We start from the raw sequence: 26,597 nt of genomic DNA, 5'->3' as shown, positions 1-26,597 counted from the left end.
AGGTATTCAATTGATTTCTACTATTTCTAGCACATCTGCTATTTAGGGCGCTATTGTTTGTTTTACGGCTAAGATATACAAGGTTAGTATTTGGAAAATCATTATCAATACTAAAAACACCAAAACGTTAGCAAGTTATATTCCAGATTACTAAGCTTTTTCAAAACAACTATTATTACACAATTTGAAGAAGCTAAACAGAACTTGAACGTAAAAAAATAGGAAATTTGATAAAAATATCTATTTCAGACGCCCTTTATTTGATCATCTAACTACAAGTAGAGTTGTTCGTTTTTTAGAGCCCCATATAAATCATCACTTAAAAAGTGTTGGAAGTAGTATAAAATAGTTAAATTTGCAATAAAATTTTGCTCAATGTCTACTAAATCTACCCTAAACTCTTTAATAAATCACCCTTACTATTTAACTGTAAAAAGATTTATAGATGCAAGTGGATTTAAAATATCTAGATCAAGTGTAAGAGAATCTATTAAAAAAATAGAAGGGACTTTAGATTTATCTAAATTACACGGACTTTTAAGTGAGTTTTTTTCAGATTTAATTGTTTTTCAAATTAATTCTGAAATAGACAATCTCGATTATATAATTACACCTTGCTTTCTTTTACACACAAAAGAGAATGAATTTTTTATTTATGTTGTAATTAAAATTGAAGAAGATAAAGTCTTAATTTTTGAACAAGACAAAAAAGACTTTACTATTTCTACAGAGGAATTTCAAAATTTGTTAAAAGGGTCTATTATTATTCTTAAAGAAGAAGAAACGTATAAGCCAACAGAAAATATTTTAAAAAAGTACAATGAAGAGCAAAAACAAGATAAAGAATACATTAATTCCGTAACCGTATTAGACGATTTTTTATCGAAAGAAGAGTGCGAAAAAATTATTACTTTTTGTGAAGAAGATGTTTTATTTAGGCGAAGTAAAGTTGGATTTGGTGTTAATAACAGACAATCTAATAGTAGAACAAGTAGTTCAGCCTTTATGGAAAAAAATGAAAGCTCGATAATTATTTCTGATTTAAAGGAAAAGATTGCAACTTTTTTAGGGTGCAATCTTAGTAAAATTGAAGGATTACAAACTGTGCGATATTATAAGTCTGAAGGATTTAAAGCACATTATGATGTGGATGATAATTTAAAAAGAAAACTAACTTGCCTTTTGTATTTAAACGATGGTTTTTCTGGAGGTAATACATATTTTCCTGAAATAGATTTTATTGTTACCCCAAAAGTAGGAAGATTATTAATATTTCAAAATTTAGATGAGGATAATAAAATAATACCTCAATCTTTTCATCAAGGTTCTTCAATATTAAATGGCGTAAAATATGCTTGTAATATTTGGATAAAAGGTTGAAATTTATCCCAACCAGCCATCTCTATCTAAACTTCTGTATTGGATTGCTTCTGCAATATGGTCTGGAGAAATATGGTCTACATTTGCCAAATCTGCAATGGTTCTAGAAACTTTTAAAATCCTATCATAAGCTCTTGCTGAAAGATTAAGTTTTTCCATGGCAGTTTTTAAAAGTGTTTTGCTTTCATCAGATAATTTGCAATATTTTCTGATGTGTTTCACACTCATTTGGGCATTGTAATGTACATTTTCGAAATCTTTAAAACGTTCAGATTGAATTTCTCTGCCGGCAGTAACGCGTTTTCTAATTTCTACGCTAGATTCTCCTTTTCGTTCTTCAGAAAGTTTTTCAAACGGAACAGGAGTTACTTCTATATGAATGTCAATTCTATCTAATAAAGGACCCGATATTTTGCTTAAATAACGCTGCATTTCTTGTGGTGAAGAGGTCATTGGGCTACTTGGGTCGTTAAAAAAACCAGATGGACTAGGATTCATGCTTGCTACCAACATAAAACTACACGGATACGTAACGGTAAATTTTGCTCTAGAGATAGTAACGTCTCTATCTTCTAAAGGTTGACGCATTACTTCTAAAACTTCCCGTTTAAATTCTGGTAATTCGTCTAAAAATAAAACGCCATTGTGAGATAAGGATATTTCTCCAGGACGCGGATATTGGCCGCCACCCACCAAAGCAACATTAGAAATTGTATGATGTGGACTTCTAAAAGGGCGCTGATACAGCAATCCATTATTTTTAGTTTTACCAACTACAGAATGAATTTTTGTGGTTTCTAATGCTTCATGCAATGTCATTGGTGGTAAAATAGATGGCAACCTTTTTGCCAACATGGTTTTTCCTGCGCCTGGCGGACCAATAAGAATAATATTATGTCCGCCTGTTGCTGCAATTTCCATACAACGTTTTATAGATTCTTGTCCTTTTACATCAGAAAAGTCATGTTCTGGAAAGTCTATGTTTTTATAAAATTCTGCTCTTGTATCTACTATGGTGGGTTCAATTTTTTCATCACCATTAAAATGATTGATTACTTCCATGATATTTTCTACACCTAAAACCTCTAAATTGTCTACAATAGCGGCTTCTTTTGCGTTTTCTTTTGGTAGAATAAAATATTTATAACCTTCCTCTCTGGCTTTTATCGCCATAGGCAAAACACCTCTAATCGGTTGCAAACTTCCATCTAAAGAAAGTTCTCCCATGATGATAAACTCATTAATATTTGTCGATTTTATTTGATCTGAAGCAGCTAGAATACCAACTGCCAAGGTTAAATCATAGGAAGCGCCTTCTTTACGAATATCAGCAGGCGCCATATTGATAATGATTTTTTTACCCGGAAGTTTGTAGTTATTATTGTTTAAAGCGGCAGAAATTCTGAAAGAACTTTCTCGTACAGCATTGTCTGGCAACCCCACTAAATGATATCCAATACCTTTGTCTATATTTACTTCTACCGTTATTGTGGTAGCTTCAATACCAAAAACTGCTGAACCATAAACTTTTACTAGCATTTTTTTTTCTTAAAGATAAAAAAAAATAGCTTCTTATGTAAAATTCTGCTTATTTAATAATAGCGCCCCTAAAATAATTACAAAAAACAAAAAAATGAGATTCTTATTTTTTTATCAATTTTAAAGTTTCTTTTACAGTTTTAACGGGTAACTTACAAGCGCTATTTACACAAACGTAAATGTAGGTTTCATCTGCTACAAATCTATTTTCTAAAAGCGGTAATTTAGAACTTTTGAGGCTATGAGAAATTAGAATATTTGGCAAATAATTTTTGTGTAATTCTTGTAGCTTTTGTTTGGCATTCTTACCTACAATTACAACTTCGTAATACGGATTGGTATAGTTTAACATCACATCTAACCAGTTAGAAAAAGAAGCCGCATTATCTGCTATTTTTGGTTTGATGTTGTTAAGCATAGCCGTTGCCATTTCCAGATATTTCTTTTCACTAACATGATGCGAAAGAGATATTAAACTTTTTGCCAATATAGAGTTGCTAGAAGAAATTACATTGTCTTGATATTCTATTGTTTTTGCAACTAAAGGAGCATCTTTTTTAGAAGTAAAATAAAACATTTTAGAAGTTTCATCATAAAAATGATTGATAGCATAGGTGGTTAATTCTAGTGCTTTTTGTAGCCAGATTTCTTCTGAAGTAATTTCATGTAGTTTTATAAAAGCTTCTATGGTTGTGGCATAATCTTCTAAATACCCGTTTATAGTACTTTTTCCTTTTTTATAATTATGATATAATTTTCCGTTTTCTGTAATTTGATTTTTTAAAATAAAACGGGCGTTTTTAAGGGCAGCATCTAAATATGACTTTTCACCAAAAACAGCATAAGCGTCTAAATATCCTGTGATCATTAAACCGTTCCAAGAAGTTAAGCTTTTATCATCTAATCTTGGTTTTTTACGTTTTTTTTGTGCTGAGTTTAAGGTTTTTTTCCAATTGTTCTTTAGCTTATTTAATTTAGAAATGGTAAGGTTGTTTTCTTTAGAAAAAGTAACATCATCAACAGATTTTATCAATACGTATTTGTCTTCTTCCCAAAAGCCAAAATCATTAATATTGTAATATTTTGAGAACAACTCAAAATCATTATGTAACAATGTTTGCAATTCTAATTTTGTCCAAGAATAATATGCACCTTCTTCTAAGATATGTTCATGATTATAACTATCTGCATCTAATGAGGAATAAAACATTCCTTCTGGCGAAGTAAGTTCATTTTTAACAAAATCTAAGGTTTCAAAAACAACTTCTTTATAGGTTTCGTTTTTAGTTATTTGATACGCTTTGGCGTACAAGCTTACCAATTGAGCATTGTCATACAACATTTTTTCAAAATGAGGAATATGCCATTTTTTATCAACAGAATATCTAGAAAAACCACCATTTATTTGATCAAAAATACCTCCAAAAGCCATTTTATCTAGCGTGTTTTCTATGTGTTTCATCAAATTTTTATCATTATTTTGATAAGCAATCCGCAATAAAAATTGATAACTATTAGGCATCATAAATTTGGGTGAATAGTTTGTTCCTCCAAAATTATTATCAAAAGATTGCTTCCAGTTTTCTACTTCTTTCGCTATAAAGGGTTTGGTAAAAACGGCTTCATCTGTATTAAATTGAATTAAATCTAATCCTTTAATTCCTTTTTCTAATTTATCTGCAAAAGCATAAAAATCTGCCGGTTTTGTTTTAAATCCTTCAGAAGTTTGGTTTAAAATATTTAGCCATTGCTCTTTCGGAAAATAAGTGCCGCCAAAAATTGGTCTTCCGTCTGGTAAAGCAATTACGTTTAAAGGCCAACCACCACTTCCGGTCATTAATTGCACCGCTTTCATATACACTTTGTCTACGTCTGGCCTTTCTTCTCTATCAACTTTAATGTTGATAAAATTTTTATTCATAATAGTAGCAACAATAGAGTCTTCAAAACTTTCTTGCTCCATTACATGACACCAATGGCAGGCTGCATATCCCACACTTATAACAAGTAATTTATTTTCCTTTTTTGCCGCTTCTAAAGAGGTTTTATTCCATGCTTTCCAGTTTACCGGATTATGCGCATGTTGCAATAAATACGGACTTGTTTCATGCACTAAATCATTTGTAAATTGATGCGTTTCTTTTTTTATTTTATCTGTGCAACGAATAAAAATCATCAAAAAAGATAGAAAAATAAGGGAATTATATTTTAGCATTGGTTGCTCTTAAATTAGTTAAAGTATCAATTGTGTTTAAAAATGATAAAATACAAAAAAGTATGTATTACAATCTTTATAGTTGCCTTTAAGTTTTTCTTGTCCTAGTAATTTTCATCACTTGTAAACTAGAATGTTTTATCTTTATTTCCGTTTAAAAGAGCCTTTTTAGAGATATTAAATTTATTTGATTCTACTTCTGCATCCTCCAAATTTCTTAGTCCAAATATATTTAAAAATCCGTCATTATTCGCATTTGCAACTTCAAAGCCTAAAGTTGGTAAAATGGTACAGCATTACTAGGTTGATTTTTCCCAAAAAAAAGTATAAAAATCTGAAATTTTACACATAGATTAAAACTAGTACATAACAATACGCGTATTATGGATTACGTGTTTTAAAAAGCAGTTATTGGTTTACTTTTTTAAATCGATTTAAATTAAAGTTTATTGTTTGAAACGTTGGGTATAAGAACAAAATTAATCCACCAGAAATTGCAAAGAAAAAAGTAAATATTCCGGTAAAGAAGATGATACTAAAATGAAATAGTATGGCAAATACAAGTACTATTTTTCTGTATTTAATAGAGGCCGTTAAGCCTAAAACAAGTAGGATTTCTAAAAGTAAAGCTCCATAAGTTAGCAGGCTAAGCGCTATAGAATTTTCTAAAAGAACATTCATAAAAGGAGAAATCCATCTTGGCATTCCGTAAATGGTGCTGTTAAATAGATAATATAAATACGTGCCGTCTGACCATTCTTGTACAAACATTTTTGCAATACTAGTATGAAAATAAACAATAGCAATCTGAATGCGAATTGCCCACACGGCAAAAAGTGCAAAAATTGTATTGGCTGATTTATATGGAGTACTATAATGCCAATGATTTTTACGTTTGTCTGTTAATAAAATTGGAATTAATAAAAAAGTAATATTTGCAGCAATTTTATCGCCTCCTTCTACCGCGCCTAAAGAACAGAAATACAAAAAACTTAAAGAAATCCACCAATGTAGGATTGCTGTAATTTTAATAAAAAAACCAGATATTGTTACCAGTAAAATGGCAATGGCAAGCCATTTCATAATTACAAAATTCTCCTGACCAAAAAGGGTAAAAAAGTTGAACTGAAAATTACCAAAAGTTTTAACTGCGCCATACTTTGAGTTTTCATAAACCAACATGGCATAAGAATTAAAAAGCAAGGTCATTAAAGTACCAAAAGCAATAATACTTCTAGCTAAACCAATCACATTTGTATAAGGGAAGTTTTTTAAAGTTAGGTTTTCTAGTATTTTGTTTAATTTATTCATGGACATTGAATGTTTAAACGAATTGCTTTACTTGGCATTTTTAAAATATTCTTAGATTCTATCCAGGCCCAAGGAATTGGTTCTTCTAAAAAAAGCACATATTCTCCACAAAGTATTGGTGCTAACATGTGGTTTTTTATGTTGATAATTTTGTCAGGTATAGCGCCTAAAAGACCTATTCGGTGATTTCCTTCTGTTGAAATAAATAAAGAATCATGTAGTTCTCTTTTCAAAAAAGTAAGCTCTTGTATTATCTTTTTCGATTTCTTTTTTAAGCCAAAACTGTTAGAATAATGGTTATAATTTAGGTTTACTATTTGATATTTTTGATGATTGTTTTTTTTATATAACAGAAGTTCTGCTTCATTAAAATCTCTAGTAAAAAAAGGCCAATTCTGCGGCATTATTCGTGAAATTTTTCTATTTATTCCCGGTTTAAGTTTTACAGGATTTATTAATATTGAAGAAAAAAATAAGTGAAAAAGAAAGTAAGAAAAAACCATACAAGCCCCTAGGAAGTTTATTGTATAAAGGTGCTTTTTATTGAACTTTTGAGTCATATACTGCTATTTCATTAATTAGAATTTCGGAATTTAAAGTAGTAAGGTCTTTTTTATAATTTTTATTGAGTTTTGTGATGCGGTTTTGGTGTAAAAGGTTAATATTTTCTGAATTATTAATTGGGAGAAGTGTTGTGTTTGGTAAAAAAATAGTCTTGTTTTTATCTATTTCAAGATTTCCTTTTTCTAGCCAAAATCTAATTAATTGATGATTCTTACTCAGTATGTTTTTTTTGAAGTTCTTAAAAAACAGTGAATCAGAGTTGTTAATTTGTAAGGTAAGTTTTTCTATTTTTTGTTGATACTCTTTTTTTAAAGGTACATCTCTAAGCATAGAGATACTTTTAGCAAATTCATTACCACCAAAATAAATACCCGAAAATAATTCTTCACCAGTAAAATCTTTTTTTAATGTAGTAGATTTTGTAGAAGTATTGCAGCTAAGAAGAAAAATAAATAGAATTAAAAACGAGTTTTTAAATGTAAAAAACCTTCCTTTTCTTATCATGATTTATAGTTGTTACCAATTTTTGTTAAAATTAATAAATACAAAGATAAAAAAATAAGTAAAGGAAGGTTTTATTTATTTATGCAGAATTTCTACTGGCATTAATATTACCAAATAAAGAACGCATGACCATTTTTTCAAAAACTTCAATTTCTTTTTCATTTCCTTCTGTTTTTTGAAGTTCCTGAATTTGTTTTAAAGCAAATTGTTGTATGGTTAATAATGGCAATACAATTTGTTCTCTCATTTCAATAGAAGCTTTACCAACAGGGTAGTTTTCCATTAATTCTTTATGACCAGTAAGTTTTAATAATAGTCTTTTTGTGGTTTTATATTCTTGGTAAATAAGTTTCCAAAATTCTCCAAATACAGGATCATCTGCCATATAAGCTGTTAATCCGAAGAAAGATTTTGTTAAACTCATCATACTATTTTCTAACAAGGTTTTAAAGAAATCAGAAGCATTGTAAAAAGCTACAATTTCATCAAACCTATCTGCATCTTCGTATTTTTTTAAAGCAGTACCTACACCAAAAAATCCGGGAACATTTTGTTTTAACTGACTCCAACTTCCTACAAAAGGTATAGCTCTTAATGCAGAAAAATCTAATTCTGCAGATGAAGAACGTTTACTTGGTCTACTACCAATATTGGTTTTTGCGTAATAATTTAACGTACTCATTTTTTCTAAATACGATAAAAATTGAGGATGATTTTTAAAATCTACATAAGTTTTATAACTAATAGCAGCTAAATCTTCTATTAATTCTCTATGCTTATCATTTAATTGATCTTTGTTAAACATATCGTTTTTAATTCCAGAACTTAACAATTGTTCTAAATTGTATTGTGCGGAATGTAACGTACCAAAGTTAGAACTAATAGTTTGTCCTTGTATGGTTAACTGAATTTCTTTGTCTTCAATTGTGGGTCCTAAAGAAGCATAAAATTGGTGTGTTTTTCCACCACCACGTGCAGGAGGTCCTCCACGTCCGTCAAAGAAAACAACATCAATATCAAATTCTCTAGACACTTTAGTAAGTGCTTCTTTTGCTTTAAAAATTCCCCAATTTGCCATTAAATAACCACCATCTTTAGTTCCATCAGAAAAACCTAACATAATAGTTTGTTTGTTTTTTCTTTTTTCTAGATGGTATCTATAGGTTCTATTGGTGTATAATGTGCGCATTACATCTTCTGCATTTTGTAAATCTTCTACAGTTTCAAAAAGCGGAATAACATCTACTGGTAATTCATTTTCAAAACCACATAAATTTAGCATGGCAAATGTTTCCATCACATTTAATGCCGTTTGGTTGTTACTAATGATGTATCTGTTTGCGCCGCGTTCTCCGTTTCTTTGCTGAATTTCTTTTAATGCGTAAATAGACTCTATTGTTTTAACAGACATTTCATCAGTTAAAATAGCCGGATTTATACTTCCTTTTACAATAGATAATATTTTAATTTGTTCTTTTTCAGATAAATGCGAGTAGTTTTCAGGAAAAGTAGTGTCTCCAATTTTTTGCAAATCAGAAACAATTTGTGTAAAAGCTTCATGATGTACTCTACTATCTTGTCTTATATCTAACGTTGCAAAGTGAAAACCAAAAATGCGGACTTTGTTAATAAAATCATTCAATTCTTCAACAAATAAAGATTGATGTTTAGTTACAATGATTTGTCTTGCTCTTTCTAGTTCTTCTAATAATATTGTTTGAGAAAAGTTTACTTTAGTGTAACTTCTAATTACATGTTTGTATAATCTTTTTTCTATTTTAGTTAAAATTTCATGAACACCATCAAACGTATATCTTCTTTTTAAACGCCTAACATCTCTGTAATAGTTTCTTAAGATTGATTGACGTAGTCTTTCTGCCACATCTAACGTTATTTTTGTAGTTACGAACGGGTTTCCATCTCTGTCTCCTCCTGGCCAAAATCCTAAATCAATTATTTGATTATCTATAGGCTCTCCGTCGTAAACATTGTGTTGTATGTAGTTGTATATTTCTGTTACAGAATGATAAAATACATTTTCTAAATACCAAATTAAACTTATAGCTTCATCATAAGGAGTCGGTTTTTCTTTTTTATAGAAAGGCGTTTTTCCTAATTGAGCCAATAATTTTTTAATAAGTAATAAATCATCGTTCTGAATTGCATGGTCTAAATCTGTAATAATTCCTAAAACAGAACCCGGATAAAACTGAGTAGGATGCGCAGTTAATACTACCCGAACTTTAAAATCTTCTAAATAGGCTTTTAATTCTTCCTTTTTATCATTTAAAATTGCAATTTCCTTAGAGTTTCTTAAAGTACCAATTCCGTCCATATTATTTACCACCGGAAAAGCAGCATCTTCAACAGCATCAAATAAAACTACTTGACGTTCTATATATTGAATAAAACGAAATAATAAATTAGATTTATCTTCTGTGGTAGGATTTTCTTGATATTTATTGAAAAAGGTTTCAACAATTTGTGTTGGGTTCTCTCCAACTTTATATCCTTTTTCGCATATTTTATGAAACAATGGTAATAATACACCTGTATCATTTATGCTATCAAAAGGAAGGGTGATAAAAATACTGTTATAAATTTGATATTTAGACAGTACATTATCATTAAAACGAGCCAATTTAGGTAAAGTAGACATATTATATAAGTTTTACCCAGTAAAATTACAAAAAAGTAGCACTACAAAAGCTAGGTTTTTTGCAATAATGAGGGGTTTAATTACGAAATCGATAGAAATATAATGCCTTTTAAATTAAATGTTTAATTTATGTGGTTAATCATTGAATTTGCTTTGATGTAATAGGTTGTAAACCTTATAAATTAGGTTGTGGGCAGTGTAAGTTCCATTGAGTAGGATCATTTTTTTGAATAAAATCTTTCACCAATTTTTGGTCTAAATATTTTTGAATAGCATTGTAGGTAAAGGTTGTTGGCTGGTTATTTTCTGCATCAGAAAGGGTAGAAAAATGTTCCTTTTCTAAGACCAATCTATTTTTAAAAACAAAAGAATAAGTGCCAAAATTAAGTTTTTTGTTGATGCAAAAGAAACCATTAGCATCTGATAAAAAACCAGAAAAAGTATATATGCTTAAAGGTGATTTTTGATGTTTTTCAGTACTGTTTTGTGCGGTAATTATATTTGTAAAAAGTAAAAACAGCATTACCGTTATATATGTTTTTTTCATCATAAAGTAAAATTTGTTAATTTAAAGATACTGTTTTTATTGTTCGGTTGCTGCATTGTAAAAATACAAAATGCCTTAACATTGAATAGTTGTTGTCTTTTTACTTAAAATTATTTTAGTGCTTTTGAAGCTTTTATTAAAAGATTTTTGGTTACTAAACTACCGTTATATTTAAAACCAATAAAGCTTTACTATTTCGTATTTTAACCTAGTTTGTAGCTAGTTATTAGTGATTTTTAAAAAAGGTTTTTGTGCTGTATTAGAGATAAATCTTCTGTCTAAACGTTTGCCAATTACCCAAATAATTTCATTGTTTTTATTGCAAAGTAACCAGGTTTGTTCTTTTTCTAAAATCGATAATTTTTCGTCTTTAAAATATTTACTCAATTTCTTTTTTCCAGTCATTCCTGTAGGGTAAAAATAATCTCCTTCTTGCCATTTTCTAATAAATAAAGGAAAGGATATCAGTTCCTTAGAAATATAGATTGTTTTTTTGTTTTCGGTGGATGTTTTATCAACTTCTTTAAAAAGTAAATGAATGGGGTTTTTAATTTCTAGTTTATTTTCTTCAACCAGAAATATGGTTTCCGAGCCCCTTTTGCTATCTAATTTTGAAAGCAACAAAAAATCTCTATCTTTTACCAAACGGTGCGTTTTAGAAAAAATTTGTTTGCCAGATTGTGCTGTTAATAACTTGGCAACATCCATCCATTCTGTAAAATTATACTCTTTTAAAAGTTGGTATAAATATGCTTTTGGATTGGATAGTTTATTTATTTTTTCAATACTAATTCTAGAAATATTTATCGAGGAAGAAGAATCCAATTTTTGAAAAACGTCATTAGAAACCTCACTCATTTTATCATTAATAATAAGCTCACTTTCTTGTAAATTTTCAATAGTATTTGAAAATGTTGCTAATAAGTTTGGGTTTATTTCTTTTAAAACAGGTATTACTTGATGTCTAATTTTATTTCTAATGTATTTTGTAGAGGCGTTGCTAGCATCTTCTCGCCAATGAATCTTATTTTTTTGAGCAAAATTCACAATTTCTTGTCTAGAAAAATTTAATAACGGACGTACAATATTTCCGTTGATTGCAGGAATACCTGTAAAACCTTTTAAGCCAGTACCGCGTGTTAAATTTATTAGAAAAGTTTCTAAATTATCATCTGCATGATGTGCGGTTAACACATAGTTATATTGATGTTCTTTTATTAGTTTTTGAAACCAGTTATAACGGAGGTTTCTTGCAGCAATTTGTGTAGATTGTTTGTTTTTTTGAGCAAATTTTGCTGTTTCAAACGAAGTTACAAAACATGTTATGTTTAAGTTTTTGGCCAATTCTTTTACAGAATGTTCATCTAAATCACTTTCTTTTCCTCGCAAATTAAAATTGCAATGAGCTAAAGAAATAGTGTAGTTTAATTCAGAAAAAAGATGGGCTAAAACCACAGAATCTACACCGCCAGAAATGGCAATTAATATTTTTTTATCCTTTAGAAAAGGAAAATTTTCATCAATATGATTCTTAAATTTTTCTACCATTTGAACTCCAAAAGTAATAAAATTAAAAGTAGTTCTAGGTTTTTTTTAGATTGATAAATATTAAAAAAGAGCTAAAAATTTTTGAGGTTTATTTACACTTTAGATTGTAACCAATTAACAACATCTTGTAACATTTCATCTTTACAAATATCATTATGCAGTTCATGATAACCGCCTTTATATAATTTTAACGTTGCTTTTTCTGTGGTGGATGTAAATTTTTTAGAACCTGTATAATCAATAATTTTATCGTCAGTTCCGTGTAATACATACATTGGTGTTTTTAATGTATGTGCATTTTCAATGGCCCATTTTCCAGATTCTATAAATGTAAGAGAAAAATTAGGACTTATTTTGTTGTGTACTAAAGGATCGTTTGTGTATTTTTTTACTTCAATTTTATCTCTAGAAATATCATTTGAATCCAATTCATTGCCCATGGTTATAGAAGGTGCAATTTTTTGAAGTATTTTTCCAATACACAGTTTCCAAACTGGTGGTTGAAACGCTAATTTTAAAAACGGACTTGTAGCAACAACTCCTTGTACAGCATTGTCTTTTCTTAAAACATAATTAATAACAACATTGCCGCCCATAGAATGTCCGTATAAGAAAATTGGTTTATTCGGAAACTGCTTTTTAGCAATATCAATAGTTTTTGTTACACTTTCTAAAACGGCTTCAAAACTAGGATTATGACCTCTTTTACCCGTGGTTTTTCCATGTCCAAAATGATCAAAAGCTACCACAGAAAAATCATTTTCGGTTAGTTTTTTTGCTACATGAGTGTATCTTCCAGAATGTTCTCCCATTCCATGCACCAACACAACAACAGCTTTTGTGTTTTTTGCAGTCCAACTTTGACCGTAAAATTCAGTGTTATGGTATTTAAAATTGAATTCTTGATGTGTCATAAATTGGTGATTTATTGGTTGATAAAAACGCCTCTGAAGTAGGTGAAGTTTTATCCTTTTTTAATTAAATTATGGTCTATTTTAGTACATCTTTCATGGATAAATTATTGTTTTTTTAACCAAGATCTAATTTCCTTACGTAATGATTGTTCTGGTTTTGGTAACGGAATTGTTTTGCCAAATTGTTTGCTTCTGTTAAATTTAGAAAAGGTTATTTTTAGTTGTTTCCATTCTTCAGGATACAATTCTAAAAATTTAGTAAACATACTTTGTTCTGTAGGTTTTTCTTCTAAATTTTCTGCAACTGTTGTAAAGATTTCTTCTTGGTTAATTATCATTTCGTAAATATAGATAAATATGATTTTATTGTTTTATAGCTTGGTAGAAAACTTGTTGAACTTTTGGTCTAATATTTAAATTATAAATATTTCTGTGTTTTCTAGTAGGATACACTCTGTTTGATAAGAAAATAAAGACCAAATCATTTTTTGGATCTGCCCAAACAAAGGTTCCTGTAAAACCACTATGACCAAAACTTTCTGCACTAACTTCTGGCGCAGGATATGCTTCTTTAATAGATAAATTGGCGTTATTAAACAACGGTTTGTCAAAGCCAAGTCCTCTTCTGTTGTCATTTTCTGGATATTGTATTTTTGTAAACTCTCTTAAGGTGTTTTCCAAAATGTATCTTTTGCCATCATAAATTCCATAATTTACATACATCTGCATTATTTTGGCAACATCTAATGCGGTGCCAAATAAGCCAGCATTTCCAGAAATTCCGCCTAATAATGCTGCATTTTCATCATGAACCCAATTTTTTGTAAGTCCTTTTCTAAAAAGACTGTCTATTTCTGTAGGAACAATATGGTTTTTAAGGTTTTTTGTTTTTGGTCTATATCCTAAGGTATTAGCTGTGAGTGGTGTATAGAAATTTTTGTTAAGATAATCCGTATAATTTTCACCTGTAATTTGTGTGATTAACTCAGGATATAATAAGAAGCTGAGACCAGAATATTTGTACTTTTTAAGTTCAGAAACTTTAGATCTGTTAATTTGACGGAACATTTTATTCTTAAATCTATTTTTAATAAAAAGACCTTCATAAGCTTCATTTTTATATTTTTTACTTGCTTCGGTTTTAATAAAACGGTTTTTTATTTTTCCATTTTTCTTCAAAATTTCATTTAAAAAAACAATATAAGGATGCAAACCTGCTTGATGAGCTAGAATTTCTCTAAGCGTTACGTTTTTTTTATCTTTTCTATGTTTCCAAGGTTTCCAATAATTGCTAAAAGGGCTGTCTAAAGCTAACTTTTTTTCGCTATGCAATTTCATAATTGCGGGTAAAGGGCCTAAAATTTTTGTAACCGAAGCTAGGTCATAAATATCATTTAAATGTACTTCTTGAATGCTGTCATACGTATGAAATCCGTAGGCTTTGTTAAATATAATTTTGTGGTTTTTAACAACTAAAATTCGTGCGCCAGGAAAAGCTTCTTGTTGTATTGCGTTGGTGATTATGGAATCCACTTTGGTGTGAATATACAGAGAATCCATTTTTACTTCAGAAGGATATCCGTAGGTTATTTTTTGATGATACTTGTTTTGAGCAAAACTAAATGTAGAAATAAAGAAAGATATAAGAAGGAATAAATTAAAGCTGTTTTTAGATACATTCATGTTTAAATTGCATTTATTAATGTTTCGAAATATCATCATTAAAAATATAATTTATTTAGGATTTAATAATACGTATTTCATTGCTTTTGCTTTTAATAAACATTCTTCGTATTCTTTTTGAGGTGTAGATTTTGCAGTAATAGCGCCACCAACGGAGTATGAGATGTATTTTTTTTCTTCGTTATATAAAATACTTCTAATAACCACATTAAAATCAAAATCTCCATTTGGCGTAAAATAACCAACGGTTCCAGAATACAAGCCGCGTTTGGTTTCTTCTAAGTTTTCAATAATATTCATTGCAGAAAATTTTGGAGCGCCAGTCATGCTTCCCATCGGAAAAGTACTTTCTATAATAGATACAGGATGCGTGGTTTTTTCTACTTCAGAAACTACCGTAGAAATTAGTTGATGCACTTGTTTAAAAGAATATACTTTGCACAATTCTTCTACTTTTACGCTGCCAATTTTGGCTGTTTTAGATAAGTCGTTTCTTACCAAATCTACAATCATCACATTTTCTGAGCGTTCTTTTTCATCGCGCACTAAGTCAAAGGCAATTTGAGCATCATCAATTTTACTTCTTAACCGTTTTGCAGTTCCTTTAATGGGTTGAGAAATAATTTTTGTTCCTTCTTTTTTAAGATATCTTTCTGGTGATGCACATAATAGATATTGATGTTCAATTTTTAAATAGGAAGCAAAGGGTGGTTCGGAAATTGTATTAAGATGATGGTAAACTTCTAAAGGATTAATAGTACTGTTTTCTGCATAAAATTCCTGACAAAAATTGGCTTCATAAAGATCGCCTCTTTTTATGTGATCTAAAACGGCAGTAACTTTTTTATAATAATCATCTTTGTGTATGCGTAGTTTTATTTTAATGTTGTTGTTAACATCTTTAGGCTCGGTTTTAGGAAACCAAGCACAAATCTCTTCAAAATCGTTTTCTATTTCATCATCTACCATTTTTAAATAATGAAACTCGACCTTATTTTTTTTAATAAAAATGAGTTTTTTAGGTTGAAAAAAATACAAATCGGCAAAATCTAATCCATCAAAATTTAAAGAAGTTAGCTGTTCTACATCGTTTTTAACATCATAAGAAATATACCCAAAAATAAAGTCTTTTGTAAGTGTTTGGTATTCTTTTAATTTCTCAAATGCATTTTTATAATCGGTTTTAATTCCGGTAAATTCATCTGCGGCTAAAATGCCGTCAAAACTATTGTATTGGTCTTTATAATTATTAGAATCTAACCAAATTACGGTTTCAAATTGTTGTGCCCAAGACAACATGTTTTCTTTAAAATGAGCATTTTTTTTGATAGAAAAAGTACGAATAGTTCTTTGCATAATTGCCGTAAAAATACAAAAGTTATTTTTTTAAAATCGGAATTTTTAAGCTAATGCCTGTTTGTAAATCTGGCGCATTATTAACTAACAAATCTTCTTTTATATAAATAGAAAAACTGTAGTTTTTACGTCCGTGAGTATACAACCAAGTCCAAGTAGATTGTGTGTGGTACAATTGCTCGAAACCATTTTGCCAACCCGACTTAATTTCTTGCCATTTACCAACTAATTGATAGTAATTAGCTTCGTCCTTTTTATGAAAACGAGTTTGCATCTGAAAGTTTAAAGAAATAGCATTGTAATTGCCTTTTTTAGTATATTTTGTAAATTCAAGCATGGTTTCTACACTACCTAAAAACTTGTTGTTTCCTAAATCTACCGCTTCATTAAAACTGACAAAATTCTTTCTTAATAGCGCAGAGCCAAAAGAAGTTCTTATTTCGTTGGTGTTATTAAAAGTCCATTTTTTTATAATATTTGTAGATACACCAATGTCTAAAGATGGATTGTATTTAGAAGTATTTAGCCCTAAATGAGAACCAAAATTAATAAAAATGTTTCTAGAATTTAGGTTGATAAATGTTGGGTAATAATAATGGTTTAGTTCAATTCCGGCAAAAATAAATTCTCCGTTTTTTAGTACTAAAACGCGTCCGTTTCTATCTTGATATTTAACATTTACTTGGTTTAAACCATAGTATCTTCTACCAAAAGCATCTTCGCCACCGGCAATATTGCTGTGAAACCATTCTATAGACTCATCACTTGTAAATAAAGAAAAAGGATATTTTCCTTTGGTAACCAAATAGGAGCGGAGGTTAATTTGTAGTTCGTGTTTTTGGGCAATTTTTGTAGTATATTCTATTCGTAAATTCTTAAAAACAGCATCTATTACAATATTTGAATACTCAGCTGGTGTGGTTTCTTGGTTTTTAAATTGAAACTGTCTATTAAACCAAATTTTAGAGCGTTGTTCTTGTCTTACGTCTTCATTTTCTGGTAAATACATTTCTACAAAAGGATGAAATGTATTGCCACTAGCAAAAGAAAAATTAAAACTACTTTTAGCCTCTGGGCGGACTTTAAAATTCTGATTTATTCTTGCTGAAAACAAGCCAAAATGATGAATGGGTAACATGCTAGGTTTGTCTATTCCGTTCTTTAGAGGAATAGTGTCTTGTATTTGTGAAAAACTAATTCCAGAAATAAGTAGAAAAAAGAATAGGAAATAGTTTTTTTTCATGGGATAAAAATAGACTAAAGGAGTTTAATAAAAAAAGCATCTGCCGTATTTAAGTCAATTACATTTTGTCTATAAATCTAATTATTGGTTTATAATTTTGTGCTTCAAAGTATTAATCTGCTTTAAAAATTAATAAAACAATGGTATCTTTACATTATGGAATTAATTATTATAGGGTTAGTTGCTGGTTTAGGAATTTCCTATTTAATATCGCAACGGTTTTCTTTATCAAGAAAAAAAAGTTTGACCGAAAAACAATCTGTAATCTTATTAGATAAAATAAAGAAAGTATCAAAATTGATTACTGTTGAAGGAGATTTTTCTGAAATTTATCATCATGAAAATACCAAAGAAAATTTTTGGGGATTTAGCAGTAAGAAAAAAGCCATTATTCTAATTCATGCAAAAGCACATGTTGGTTTCGATTTTAGAAAAATTAAATTAGATGCAAACACCAAAAAGAAAGAAATTGTTTTGTCAGATTTTCCGCAACCAGAAGTAATTTCTATAGAATGTGATATTAAATTTTACGATCTTAAAAATGGCTATTTAAACAAGTTTGATACGGAAGATTTAACAACGTTAAATAAAGAGGCTAAAGAGCATGTTCTTAGTAAAATACCAGAAAGTAATTTAATTCAACTTGCTAATAAAGAAGCCTTAGAAGCCATTCTTTTAATGGAGAATTTAGTAGAAACTATTGGGTGGAAATTAGATTTTACAGCTTTAGAAACAAAGGAAGAAAAGAAAAAGATAGAGCTTTTTAAGAAGTAAGTTTGTTGGTGAAGTTATTCTTAGTTGTCATCAAAATTTAATCCCCAATTGATGCCAAAAAGAGCCACTAAATTTTCATCAGAATTAAAATCTTTTCCAAACCCACCATTTAAACTGATGTTCTTATTTACAAGGTATTTTACATTTCCAACAGAACGTGTGTTGTAATTGCCACCATTTCTTTTAATGTATTCATAACCAAGAGAAAATTTGCCAAATTCAAGCTCAAGTTTACCGCCTAAATCTCTATAAGTTACCTTTTTATTCTGAATATTAAAACCGTCTTCTATATATCTAGCAATCACAAAAGCGTTCAAATAATTATTACTCTTACTAGTTTTTGAATCTTTATTAAAAATTAAACTAAGTTCGGAAGTTATCCAAGCTCCAAATCTATTTAAAGTTGCAGAAGAGATTGTATTTTCTTTAAATAATGCACTATAACCAATGGCTCCATCCATTTGAAAAACAGGTTTTAAAGGTTTTGTGTACAAGTCTTTTTCTTTTAGAAGTTCAATGGCTTTTTTTGTGTTTAAATATTCATTTAGTATGGCTGTCTTTTTTTCTTCATCATCAGAAAATTGTAGAATTTTATCCTCAATATCATCCGGAAGATTCATAAGAATTGCCGTTAACACTTTTGATATTTTATGATAATATGTTTGTACTTCATTTGTATTGTAAAATCGAAGGAATTTAGTTCTTAATCCGAAAGAAAAAACCTTTCTTTTATCCGTAGAAAAATTTTCAAATTCTTTATTGGAATACGCAAATGAAAAGGTTGTTGTATTTATGCCAGAAAAAGGATTTTGTTTATAAGTGTCTCCTGTTTTTTTAATACCAAGATATGTAAAGAATGTGCGTCCCATAGATTTAGTATTTATAAAGTAGTAAGGACTTATTTCTACAGAAAGGCTTCCGTCAAAATTATTTAGCGCATGTATGGTTAAAGCTTTTAGGTTTTCGGGCACGTAAACTTCCGATGGAGATTCATTAATCAATACAAAAGCAGGTGATGTATTATTGGCTAAATTAAACTCACTTAAAGGAACCTGTTTGTTTTCGTGTTGCGAGAAAGCAATGCTGTACATTATGCTAAAAACAATGAGAAGTAATGGCTTTTTCATAAGTTAAATTTTTTGAAGTTTAACTTTATTGAACGCCATAAAAAATCCCAAACCGGCTTTAACTTTTACGCCCTTAAAGAATTTTTCGCCAGAATTAAAAGAGAGCTTGTAGTTTACAATGGTGTTTTTGTAGATTGCTGTAGCGTCTCCTTCTACTACTTCAAAAGCAGTTCTACAAGATAATATAGTGTTGTCTATATCATCTATTAAGCCTAAATCTACATTAAATTCATACAATTCACTAGTTCTAATTTTTTTATGATCTAGCCTAATTAAGGAACCAACAATAGCTTCTGAACTTATTTCTACAAAAAGTTTTATTGTAGCGCCTGCATTAATTTTAATTGTTTCCATATGCTGTATGTTTTTATGAGATTACATGCTGTTGATAGGTTTTATTTATTTACTAAATTGAATAAAGATGAAAATGCATACCATGATTACTGTACTTATAAGCGTAGGGTAATTAAATACAGTTAGTTGTTTAAAGATACTCTTTTTTTAGAAATAATGCAACTAAGAATCTGCTGTTTAGAATTGTATATTTGTAAGGAAAGAAAATGGAAATAGAGAGGTTCATTCATAAAAAATACCACATAAAAACAGCTTTTTTTGTTTCTATGTGGTCATGTGAATTTTAAAAATGTAATCTAAAATATTTTGTGTTTAAGCGTTTAAAGGTTTGCCGTCCCAAGCAGCTTTTGCAGCTTCTTTTACAGCTTCAGAATATGTTGGGTGACCATGACAAATTCTTGCTAAGTCTTCTGCAGATGCTCGGTATTCCATAGCAACTGCCGCTTCCATAATTAAATCTGCAACACGTGCGCCCACCATGTGAACTCCTAAGATTTCATCTGTGTTTTTATCAGCTAAAACTTTTACAAAACCATCGGTATCTCCACTTGCGCGAGATCTTCCTAGGGCTCTCATAGAGAATTTACCTACTTTATAATCTGTTTTTGCTTCTTTTAACTGGTCTTCTGTTTTACCAACAGCAGCAACTTCTGGCCATGTGTATACAATACCAGGAATTAAGTTATAATCAATATGTGGTTTTTCGCCCGCTAAATATTCTGCAACAACAACACCTTCTTCTTCGGCTTTGTGCGCTAACATGGCACCTTTTACTACATCGCCAATGGCATAAATATTAGAGATATTTGTTTGTAAATGATCGTTTACAGAAACTTGTCCGCGTTCATTTACTTCAACACCTACTTTTTCTAAACCTAAACCTGCGGTATATGCTTTTCTACCAACAGCTACTAAACAATAATCTCCTGTAAAAGTTACTTCTTCTCCTTTTTTATTGTTTGCTTTTACGGTAATTTCATCACCATTTCTTTCTACAGAAGAAACACCATGACTTACGGCAAATTTAATTCCTTGTTTCTTCAACACTTTTAAAAGTTCTTTAGAAACATCAGCATCCATTGTTGGCGTAATTTTTGGCGCATATTCTACTACCGTAACATTTGCACCCAAACGTTTGTAAACAGATCCTAATTCTAGGCCAATAACTCCACCACCAATAACAATTAAATGTTTAGGTACTTCTTTTAATTCTAAAGCTTCTGTAGAGGTAATTACACGCTCTTTGTCTAAAGATATAAAAGGCAATGTAGAAGGTTTAGAACCTGTTGCTATAATTATATTTGTTCCTTCAATAATTTCTGAAGAACCATCATTTTTAGAAATTTTTACATGTGTAGCATCTTCAAAAGAACCTAAACCTTCAAAAACATCAATGTTGTTTTTGTCCATTAAATATTTAATTCCACCTGTAGTTGTTTCTACAACTTTGGCTTTTCTTTCTATCATTTTACTAAAGTTGAAGGTAGGATTTTCAACAGAAATTCCATGTTCTTCAAAATGATTAAGTGCATCGTAATAATGATGCGAAGAATCTAATAATGCTTTAGAAGGAATGCAACCAACGTTTAAACAAGTTCCGCCTAACGTAGCATATTTTTCAATAATTGCTACTTTTTTACCTAATTGAGAAGCTCTAACTGCAGAAATGTATCCTCCAGGACCAGATCCTATTACAATAATATCGTATTTCATGAGTGGGTTTGATTTGCGTATTATATAACCTTTCGGTTTGTTTTTTAATGATAGTTGACAAAAATACGGATATTTTTACAAAATAAAGAGAGAATTTAGTAGTTTTACAATCTTATAGATTTAAATATTTTATCGATGAAAATTATAAAAAAGATAGTATACGTTTTGTTAATTATTTTTGTGATTGCTCAATTTTTTAGACCCGAAAAAAATGAAGGAAGTTTAGAATCTATAGCCGTTTTTATAGAAGAAACAAAGCCGCCAGCGGATGTAAAAAAGATTTTAGAAACAACCTGTTATGATTGTCATTCTAGCAAAACAAATTATCCGTGGTATCATAATATTACACCCGTAAATTTTTGGTTAGCAGATCATGTAAAAGATGGAAAAAAACATTTTAATTTTTCTACTTGGAGTGATTATTCTTTGAAAAAGAAAGAACATAAAATGGATGAACTTCATGAAGAGGTTGCAGAGAAAAAGATGCCATTAGATTCTTATACTTGGACCCATGCTGAAGCAAGATTAACAGCAGAACAAATAGACGCTGTAGTTGCTTGGGGTAAAAAAGTGCAAGCAGATTATAAGAAGCAATTAATTGCTGAATAATTGAATAAACAAAGCCTTTTAATAATAGGTTATGTTTGGGTAGAACCCAATTCATCTGCTGCCGGAAGTAGAATGTTGCAGCTTATAGAACTGTTTTTACAACAAAACTGGCAGTTAACCTTTGCTTCTCCTGCTCAAAAAAATGAGAAAGCAGCAAGCCTACATTCTTTAGGGGTAGATGAGGTTGCTATTGAATTAAATAATACTTCTTTTGATACTTTTATAAATGAATTGCAACCAACCATTGTGCTTTTTGATAGGTTTATGATGGAAGAGCAATTTGGTTGGCGAGTTGCAGAAAATTGCCCAAAGGCAATACGGATTTTAGATACTGAAGATTTACATTTTTTACGAAAAACTAGACATCAACAATTAAAAAAAGGAGAAGCGTTTTCTACGGAAGCCTTGTTAAAGTCTGATGATGCAAAAAGAGAAATTGCAGCTATTTTACGTTGCGATCTATCGTTAATTATCTCTTCTTTTGAAATGGATTTGTTAAAAAATGTTTTCAAAATTGATGAAAATATTCTGTATTATTTACCTTTTCTTTTTGATGAAATTGATGAAAATCAACAAAAAAAACGGAAGTCTTTTGAGGAAAGAGAACATTTTGTTTTTATTGGTAATTTCTTTCACAAACCAAATGTTGATGCCGTTTTAACCTTAAAACATGAAATTTGGGATGAACTTAGAGGTTATTTGCCAAAAGCTGAAATTCATATTTATGGCGCGTATGCAAATCAACAAATAAATCAATTGCATAATAAAAAAGAAGGTTTTATTATTAAGGGTTTTGCAGAAAACGCCAAAGAAGTGGTTAAAAATGCGAGAGTTGTTTTGGCGCCGTTGCGTTTTGGGGCAGGCATAAAAGGGAAGTTAACCGAAGCGATGATTTGCGGAACTCCCAGTGTTACCACAGAAATTGGAGCGGAAGGAATGTGTGGTAAATTTCCTTGGTGTGGCTTTGTTCAGGATAATTTTTCTGACTTTGCATTGATGTCTGCAGAATTGTATAGAAGTAAAAATTTGTGGGAAATTTATCAATTAACGGGTTTTGAAATTATTAACCATATTTATAATAAAGAGAAATTAGGACCGCTTTTTATCAACCAAATATTAGAAATACAAGAGCAATTAGAAAATCATAGAACGCGTAACTTTTTAGGAGGATTACTGCAACACCAAACCTTACAAGCCACTAAATTTATGAGTAAATGGATTGAAGCTAAGAATAACATTTAGGCTTCGTTTTATTTAGGGTAATTTAATTTCTTTAATAACACTTTCATTTCCAAATTTATCAACAGCAGTGATTGCAATTGCGCTTAATTTGCTTTTTACGTTCTTAGCATCAATTTTTAATAATGGGATTTTTTGTGAGTTTGTAAAAGAACCATGAATGTTATAATTCCATGTAGCGTTGTATTTGTAATACACCACCCAATTTGCAATTTTATCGATGTTTTTATGAGTCCAAGTGACCAATAAATTGTCTTTTTCTGTAGTATAATTTAATGTTGGAGATTCTGGTGCTGTACTGTTAAGCCAAGGATAACTAGGTACTAGGGCTTGTTTTTTATAAGGACCATTAAAAATAGCTTTTGTAAGTTCGGGTGAATTTACCAAAGGAGCAATGCTCCAATGAATAGTTCCGGGAGATTTTGGCGTCATTCCTCGAGTAATCATAATCTGATTTATCACTTCATCTATGGCTTCATCTCCTTTTTTTCTTCCAATGCTCATTCCTGGCCAAAGATGTCTTTCTTTTGTGTTTTCTTGTTTCCACCAATTTAATAAAACAGGAAAACTTACATCCATTCTATTAATAGGCCAATACAATTGTGGTGTAAAATAATCTATCCATCCTTTATTTAACCAGAGTTTTGCATCCGCATACAATTCGTTATATTGGTCAAAGCCAGCAGTTACTGAAGCTGGGTAATTAGGGCGCCAAAAACCAAAAGGACTAATTCCGAATTTAACATTGGGTTTTACTGTTTTAATATTTGTATATATTTTTTCAACAAATTGATTTACATTTTCTCGTCTCCAATCATTTCTTTTTAATTTTCCACCAGAGTTTAAGTATGTTTGCCAGCTTTTTTCATCTGGGAAATCTTTATTGTTATTGTATGATGGGTAAGGATAAAAATAATCATCAAAATGAATTCCATCAACATTATATCTTTTTACAATATCCATAACAACATTGTAGCTGTGGTTTTGTGTTTTTTTATTCCCTGGATCTAGCCAATAAAAACCAGTTTCTAGTTTTACGGCTAATTCTGGGTTTTTAAGTACAATAGAAGCTTCTGTTATTTTGCCACCCGTTGTGTGATGTGCTCTATAAGGATTTAACCACGCGTGCATTTCAAGTCCTCTTTTGTGTGCTTCTTTAATCCAAAATTCTAACGGATCATAATATGGAGAAGGTGCTTTGCCTTGTGTGCCTGTTAAAAAATAAGACCAAGGTTCTAGATTACTTTGGTACAAGGCATCCGCTTGTGGTCTTATTTGTAATACAACAGCGTTAAAATTATTTTTATGGAGAAGGTCTAATAATTTAATAGCTTCTTCTTTTTGTTGTTTGGTGGTAAGACCTCGTTTACTTGGCCAATTAATATTGGCAACACTTGCAATCCAAGCAGCTCTAAATTCTCTTTCAGGGAAAGGGATTTCTCTTTTTATTAGCTCAATATTTTTTTGTATTTCATTACTTTCTTCAACTTGAACACTTTTTTGTGTTTTATTGTTTTTTTCAACCTCAATACTTTTTTGTGTATCGTTACTTTTTTTTACTTCTGTATTGTATACCTTTTTACTGCAATTTATAAATAGGAAAGTAATAAGTAATATAAAATGTATTGGTTTGGTATTTTGGTAAAAAAGTATTTTCATTGATGTTTATTTTAATAATTTTGCCTAATTTATTAGGTAAAAATTACATGAACACTACGCCAGCGTCTACATAAGGTTTTAATATAGGATCTTTTAGTTCTAAATTTGTAATTGCAGTATTAAGATCTTTATTGACGCAAATATCATAATTAAGTCTGATGTTTAGTTTATTTTTTCTAAATCTTTACCTTAAATAATTCGGAATTCAAGTAGAAATAGAAAACGGTAAATTTATTTATACAGATAATTTATTTCCAATGCTTTCTCTTAGTAGTTTTACAAGTGTAGCGGCAATCAGTTTTATTTTAGGAATTACTGCAGCTTCATTTTCTAGTGTAGATACGTCAATAACGGCGTTAATTGCATCTTTTACGTTTGATTTTTTAGACATCACTCATAAAAATCCAAAAGAAAAAAACGACTCAAAAATATTTTTTTACATGGTTTTTCTATGCTGATTTTCATAATTATCATGTTATTTTCAGAAAGGAGATGTAATTACAACAAATTTTAAAGTGGCAAGGTTTACATACTGTCAATTATTAGGGTTGTATCTCCATAGAATTTTCTTTAAAATATAAATTAAATATATAATGGTATTATATATTTGTGTTTTATTGCCATACTAACTTATTATATATATTACATTGTTAAAGTTAAGTTTTCATTTGATTTAGGTTTTATGAATATTTTGTTGAATGCTTGTCTTACGGTAGTATGTTTAATCCATATAAGAAATAGAAATGAATAACAAATTAACTACAGAGCAAGCATCAGGTTACAATAATTTAGAATTAATGAGTACCACGGAGTTGCTGACAAATATGAATACTGAGGATAAATTGGTTCCGTTAGCAATTGAAAAAGCAATTCCATCTATACATAAACTTGTAGATGTAATTCATGAAAAAATGAGCAACGGAGGACGCCTATTTTATATTGGAGCAGGAACAAGCGGAAGGTTGGGTGTGTTAGATGCATCTGAATGTCCGCCAACTTATGGTGTTTCTGACAATTGGGTAATCGGAATTATTGCTGGCGGAGATGGTGCATTGAGAAAAGCAGTTGAAAATGCCGAAGATGATACAGAATTAGCTTGGAAAACTCTACAAGAACATGTTATTTCTGATAAAGATGTTTTAATAGGAATTGCGGCTTCTGGCACAACACCTTACGTAATTGGAGGTTTGCAAAAAGCCAAAGAGCAAAACATTATTACGGGTTGCATTACATGTAATCAAGGTTCGCCACTTGCATTAGAAGCAGATTTTCCTATAGAATTGGTAGTTGGACCAGAGTTTGTAACAGGAAGCACAAGAATGAAAGCAGGTACTGCTCAAAAATTAGCTTTAAACATGATTTCTACAACTGTGATGATAAAGTTAGGCAGGGTAAAAGGAAATAAAATGGTAGACATGCAACTTTCTAATAAAAAACTAGTTTCTAGAGGAATAAAAATGATAATAGATGAGTTAAGTATTGAAAGTGAGTTGGCTGCTAAACTATTACAAACGCATAAAAGTGTAAGAAAATCTATAGAAGCATATAAAAAAGAATTAAATCTATAAAAACAGAAATGAATTGAAGACTAAAAGTCTTATGTTTATTGGTCTTTATTGCACACAAAATAGTATGGTCTAAACACTTTTTTAAATTATA

Annotated in this window: 23 protein-coding genes; 5 read left to right on the top strand and 18 right to left on the bottom strand. The window is 30.0% G+C overall.

Features of this window, described 5'->3' with window-relative positions; genetic code table 11:
* Positions 1-375 precede the first annotated feature (375 nt).
* On the top strand, positions 376-1,380 hold the full coding sequence (locus ACSHW5_RS13225; RefSeq protein ID WP_435676617.1) for a 2OG-Fe(II) oxygenase: 1,005 nt from the start codon (positions 376-378) through the stop codon (positions 1,378-1,380).
* Positions 1,381-1,383: 3 nt separating this feature from the next.
* On the opposite strand, the gene ACSHW5_RS13220 is transcribed toward ACSHW5_RS13225, so the two are convergent.
* The 13 genes from ACSHW5_RS13220 to ACSHW5_RS13160 all read right to left on the bottom strand — a co-directional run bounded on the left by ACSHW5_RS13220 (position 1,384) and on the right by ACSHW5_RS13160 (position 17,463).
* Positions 1,384-2,919: a YifB family Mg chelatase-like AAA ATPase gene (locus tag ACSHW5_RS13220; protein ID WP_435676616.1), complete on the bottom strand. Its 1,536-nt coding sequence runs from the start codon at positions 2,917-2,919 to the stop codon at positions 1,384-1,386.
* Positions 2,920-3,022: 103 nt separating this feature from the next.
* Positions 3,023-5,095: a thioredoxin domain-containing protein gene (locus tag ACSHW5_RS13215; RefSeq protein ID WP_435676615.1), complete on the bottom strand. Its 2,073-nt coding sequence runs from the start codon at positions 5,093-5,095 to the stop codon at positions 3,023-3,025.
* A 447-nt stretch (positions 5,096-5,542) separates the two neighbouring features.
* On the bottom strand, positions 5,543-6,445 hold the full coding sequence (locus ACSHW5_RS13210; RefSeq protein ID WP_435676614.1) for a sporulation-delaying protein SdpB family protein: 903 nt from the start codon (positions 6,443-6,445) through the stop codon (positions 5,543-5,545).
* The gene (locus ACSHW5_RS13205; RefSeq protein WP_435676630.1) at positions 6,442-6,948 is read right to left on the bottom strand and encodes an SdpA family antimicrobial peptide system protein; all 507 of its coding nucleotides are present in this window, start codon (positions 6,946-6,948) and stop codon (positions 6,442-6,444) included. The genes ACSHW5_RS13210 and ACSHW5_RS13205 overlap by 4 nt, the downstream gene beginning before the upstream one ends.
* Before the next feature lie 37 nt (positions 6,949-6,985).
* Positions 6,986-7,513: a hypothetical protein gene (locus ACSHW5_RS13200; protein WP_435676613.1), complete on the bottom strand. Its 528-nt coding sequence runs from the start codon at positions 7,511-7,513 to the stop codon at positions 6,986-6,988.
* 79 nt (positions 7,514-7,592) lie between these two features.
* Positions 7,593-10,172 (bottom strand): phosphoenolpyruvate carboxylase, encoded by a 2,580-nt coding sequence (locus ACSHW5_RS13195; protein WP_435676612.1) that lies wholly within the window; start codon positions 10,170-10,172, stop codon positions 7,593-7,595.
* Between the two features lie 175 nt (positions 10,173-10,347).
* Positions 10,348-10,722 carry a hypothetical protein gene (locus tag ACSHW5_RS13190; protein WP_435676611.1) on the bottom strand — a complete coding sequence of 125 codons (375 nt, stop codon included), beginning with the start codon at positions 10,720-10,722 and terminating at the stop codon, positions 10,348-10,350.
* Positions 10,723-10,938: 216 nt separating this feature from the next.
* Positions 10,939-12,267 carry a tRNA lysidine(34) synthetase TilS gene (tilS, locus tag ACSHW5_RS13185; protein WP_435676610.1) on the bottom strand — a complete coding sequence of 443 codons (1,329 nt, stop codon included), beginning with the start codon at positions 12,265-12,267 and terminating at the stop codon, positions 10,939-10,941.
* Between the two features lie 92 nt (positions 12,268-12,359).
* Complete coding sequence (locus tag ACSHW5_RS13180) at positions 12,360-13,181, bottom strand: lysophospholipase (protein WP_435676609.1); 822 nt, start codon at positions 13,179-13,181, stop codon at positions 12,360-12,362.
* A gap of 104 nt (positions 13,182-13,285) precedes the next feature.
* Positions 13,286-13,519, bottom strand: a complete 234-nt coding sequence (locus ACSHW5_RS13175) for a hypothetical protein (protein ID WP_435676608.1) — start codon at positions 13,517-13,519, stop codon at positions 13,286-13,288.
* A 25-nt stretch (positions 13,520-13,544) separates the two neighbouring features.
* Positions 13,545-14,864 (bottom strand): serine hydrolase domain-containing protein, encoded by a 1,320-nt coding sequence (locus tag ACSHW5_RS13170; protein WP_435676607.1) that lies wholly within the window; start codon positions 14,862-14,864, stop codon positions 13,545-13,547.
* Positions 14,865-14,915: 51 nt separating this feature from the next.
* The gene (locus ACSHW5_RS13165; protein ID WP_435676606.1) at positions 14,916-16,220 is read right to left on the bottom strand and encodes an anthranilate synthase component I family protein; all 1,305 of its coding nucleotides are present in this window, start codon (positions 16,218-16,220) and stop codon (positions 14,916-14,918) included.
* A gap of 22 nt (positions 16,221-16,242) precedes the next feature.
* Positions 16,243-17,463, bottom strand: coding sequence for a hypothetical protein (locus ACSHW5_RS13160; RefSeq protein ID WP_435676605.1), 1,221 nt, complete (start codon positions 17,461-17,463; stop codon positions 16,243-16,245).
* Positions 17,464-17,619: 156 nt separating this feature from the next.
* Between ACSHW5_RS13160 and ACSHW5_RS13155 the strand changes: the two genes are divergently transcribed.
* Entirely contained in the window at positions 17,620-18,237 is a 618-nt protein-coding gene (locus ACSHW5_RS13155; protein WP_435676604.1) for a DUF4230 domain-containing protein, read from the top strand.
* A gap of 20 nt (positions 18,238-18,257) precedes the next feature.
* Here ACSHW5_RS13155 and ACSHW5_RS13150 read toward each other — a convergent pair whose 3' ends face one another.
* The 3 genes from ACSHW5_RS13150 to lpdA form a co-directional block, all read right to left on the bottom strand.
* On the bottom strand, positions 18,258-19,364 hold the full coding sequence (locus ACSHW5_RS13150) for a hypothetical protein (protein ID WP_435676603.1): 1,107 nt from the start codon (positions 19,362-19,364) through the stop codon (positions 18,258-18,260).
* 3 nt (positions 19,365-19,367) lie between these two features.
* Positions 19,368-19,718 (bottom strand): hypothetical protein, encoded by a 351-nt coding sequence (locus ACSHW5_RS13145; protein WP_435676602.1) that lies wholly within the window; start codon positions 19,716-19,718, stop codon positions 19,368-19,370.
* A gap of 312 nt (positions 19,719-20,030) precedes the next feature.
* Positions 20,031-21,431, bottom strand: a complete 1,401-nt coding sequence (gene lpdA / locus ACSHW5_RS13140; protein ID WP_435676601.1) for a dihydrolipoyl dehydrogenase — start codon at positions 21,429-21,431, stop codon at positions 20,031-20,033.
* Positions 21,432-21,566: 135 nt separating this feature from the next.
* Between lpdA and ACSHW5_RS13135 the strand changes: the two genes are divergently transcribed.
* Together ACSHW5_RS13135 and ACSHW5_RS13130 are read left to right on the top strand one after the other, a co-directional pair.
* Positions 21,567-22,040 (top strand): heme-binding domain-containing protein, encoded by a 474-nt coding sequence (locus ACSHW5_RS13135; protein WP_435676600.1) that lies wholly within the window; start codon positions 21,567-21,569, stop codon positions 22,038-22,040.
* Entirely contained in the window at positions 22,041-23,282 is a 1,242-nt protein-coding gene (locus ACSHW5_RS13130; RefSeq protein WP_435676599.1) for a glycosyltransferase, read from the top strand. It begins immediately after the preceding gene.
* A gap of 12 nt (positions 23,283-23,294) precedes the next feature.
* On the opposite strand, the gene ACSHW5_RS13125 is transcribed toward ACSHW5_RS13130, so the two are convergent.
* Together ACSHW5_RS13125 and ACSHW5_RS13120 are read right to left on the bottom strand one after the other, a co-directional pair.
* Positions 23,295-24,938 carry a glycoside hydrolase family 10 protein gene (locus ACSHW5_RS13125; RefSeq protein WP_435676598.1) on the bottom strand — a complete coding sequence of 548 codons (1,644 nt, stop codon included), beginning with the start codon at positions 24,936-24,938 and terminating at the stop codon, positions 23,295-23,297.
* Positions 24,939-25,173: 235 nt separating this feature from the next.
* Entirely contained in the window at positions 25,174-25,329 is a 156-nt protein-coding gene (locus ACSHW5_RS13120) for a hypothetical protein (RefSeq protein WP_435676597.1), read from the bottom strand.
* A 352-nt stretch (positions 25,330-25,681) separates the two neighbouring features.
* Here ACSHW5_RS13120 and murQ point away from each other — a divergent pair, with 352 nt between their 5' ends.
* A complete protein-coding gene (gene murQ / locus ACSHW5_RS13115) occupies positions 25,682-26,506 on the top strand; it encodes an N-acetylmuramic acid 6-phosphate etherase (RefSeq protein WP_435676596.1) in 825 nt (274 codons plus the stop codon).
* Positions 26,507-26,597 lie beyond the last annotated feature (91 nt).

The organism is Polaribacter sp., from assembly GCF_051251875.1.
GTDB lineage: Bacteria > Bacteroidota > Bacteroidia > Flavobacteriales > Flavobacteriaceae > Polaribacter.
This window is presented reverse-complemented; position numbering and strand designations above follow the sequence as displayed.

What these genes read in the sequence shown, in the direction of transcription:
- ACSHW5_RS13165 (WP_435676606.1), bottom strand. Translation starts at nt 16,220, where the DNA reads ATGCAAAGAACTATTCGTACTTTTTCTATCAAAAAAAATGCTCATTTT.
- murQ (WP_435676596.1), top strand. Translation starts at nt 25,682, where the DNA reads ATGAATAACAAATTAACTACAGAGCAAGCATCAGGTTACAATAATTTA.
- ACSHW5_RS13220 (WP_435676616.1), bottom strand. Translation starts at nt 2,919, where the DNA reads ATGCTAGTAAAAGTTTATGGTTCAGCAGTTTTTGGTATTGAAGCTACC.
- ACSHW5_RS13160 (WP_435676605.1), bottom strand. Translation starts at nt 17,463, where the DNA reads ATGAAAAAAAACTATTTCCTATTCTTTTTTCTACTTATTTCTGGAATT.
- ACSHW5_RS13210 (WP_435676614.1), bottom strand. Translation starts at nt 6,445, where the DNA reads ATGAATAAATTAAACAAAATACTAGAAAACCTAACTTTAAAAAACTTC.
- ACSHW5_RS13150 (WP_435676603.1), bottom strand. Translation starts at nt 19,364, where the DNA reads ATGAAAAAGCCATTACTTCTCATTGTTTTTAGCATAATGTACAGCATT.
- ACSHW5_RS13170 (WP_435676607.1), bottom strand. Translation starts at nt 14,864, where the DNA reads ATGAATGTATCTAAAAACAGCTTTAATTTATTCCTTCTTATATCTTTC.
- ACSHW5_RS13145 (WP_435676602.1), bottom strand. Translation starts at nt 19,718, where the DNA reads ATGGAAACAATTAAAATTAATGCAGGCGCTACAATAAAACTTTTTGTA.
- ACSHW5_RS13225 (WP_435676617.1), top strand. Translation starts at nt 376, where the DNA reads ATGTCTACTAAATCTACCCTAAACTCTTTAATAAATCACCCTTACTAT.
- ACSHW5_RS13155 (WP_435676604.1), top strand. Translation starts at nt 17,620, where the DNA reads ATGGAATTAATTATTATAGGGTTAGTTGCTGGTTTAGGAATTTCCTAT.
- ACSHW5_RS13205 (WP_435676630.1), bottom strand. Translation starts at nt 6,948, where the DNA reads ATGGTTTTTTCTTACTTTCTTTTTCACTTATTTTTTTCTTCAATATTA.
- ACSHW5_RS13125 (WP_435676598.1), bottom strand. Translation starts at nt 24,938, where the DNA reads ATGAAAATACTTTTTTACCAAAATACCAAACCAATACATTTTATATTA.
- ACSHW5_RS13135 (WP_435676600.1), top strand. Translation starts at nt 21,567, where the DNA reads ATGAAAATTATAAAAAAGATAGTATACGTTTTGTTAATTATTTTTGTG.
- ACSHW5_RS13175 (WP_435676608.1), bottom strand. Translation starts at nt 13,519, where the DNA reads ATGATAATTAACCAAGAAGAAATCTTTACAACAGTTGCAGAAAATTTA.
- ACSHW5_RS13120 (WP_435676597.1), bottom strand. Translation starts at nt 25,329, where the DNA reads ATGTCTAAAAAATCAAACGTAAAAGATGCAATTAACGCCGTTATTGAC.
- lpdA (WP_435676601.1), bottom strand. Translation starts at nt 21,431, where the DNA reads ATGAAATACGATATTATTGTAATAGGATCTGGTCCTGGAGGATACATT.
- ACSHW5_RS13195 (WP_435676612.1), bottom strand. Translation starts at nt 10,172, where the DNA reads ATGTCTACTTTACCTAAATTGGCTCGTTTTAATGATAATGTACTGTCT.
- ACSHW5_RS13190 (WP_435676611.1), bottom strand. Translation starts at nt 10,722, where the DNA reads ATGATGAAAAAAACATATATAACGGTAATGCTGTTTTTACTTTTTACA.
- ACSHW5_RS13215 (WP_435676615.1), bottom strand. Translation starts at nt 5,095, where the DNA reads ATGATTTTTATTCGTTGCACAGATAAAATAAAAAAAGAAACGCATCAA.
- ACSHW5_RS13180 (WP_435676609.1), bottom strand. Translation starts at nt 13,181, where the DNA reads ATGACACATCAAGAATTCAATTTTAAATACCATAACACTGAATTTTAC.
- ACSHW5_RS13200 (WP_435676613.1), bottom strand. Translation starts at nt 7,513, where the DNA reads ATGATAAGAAAAGGAAGGTTTTTTACATTTAAAAACTCGTTTTTAATT.
- tilS (WP_435676610.1), bottom strand. Translation starts at nt 12,267, where the DNA reads ATGGTAGAAAAATTTAAGAATCATATTGATGAAAATTTTCCTTTTCTA.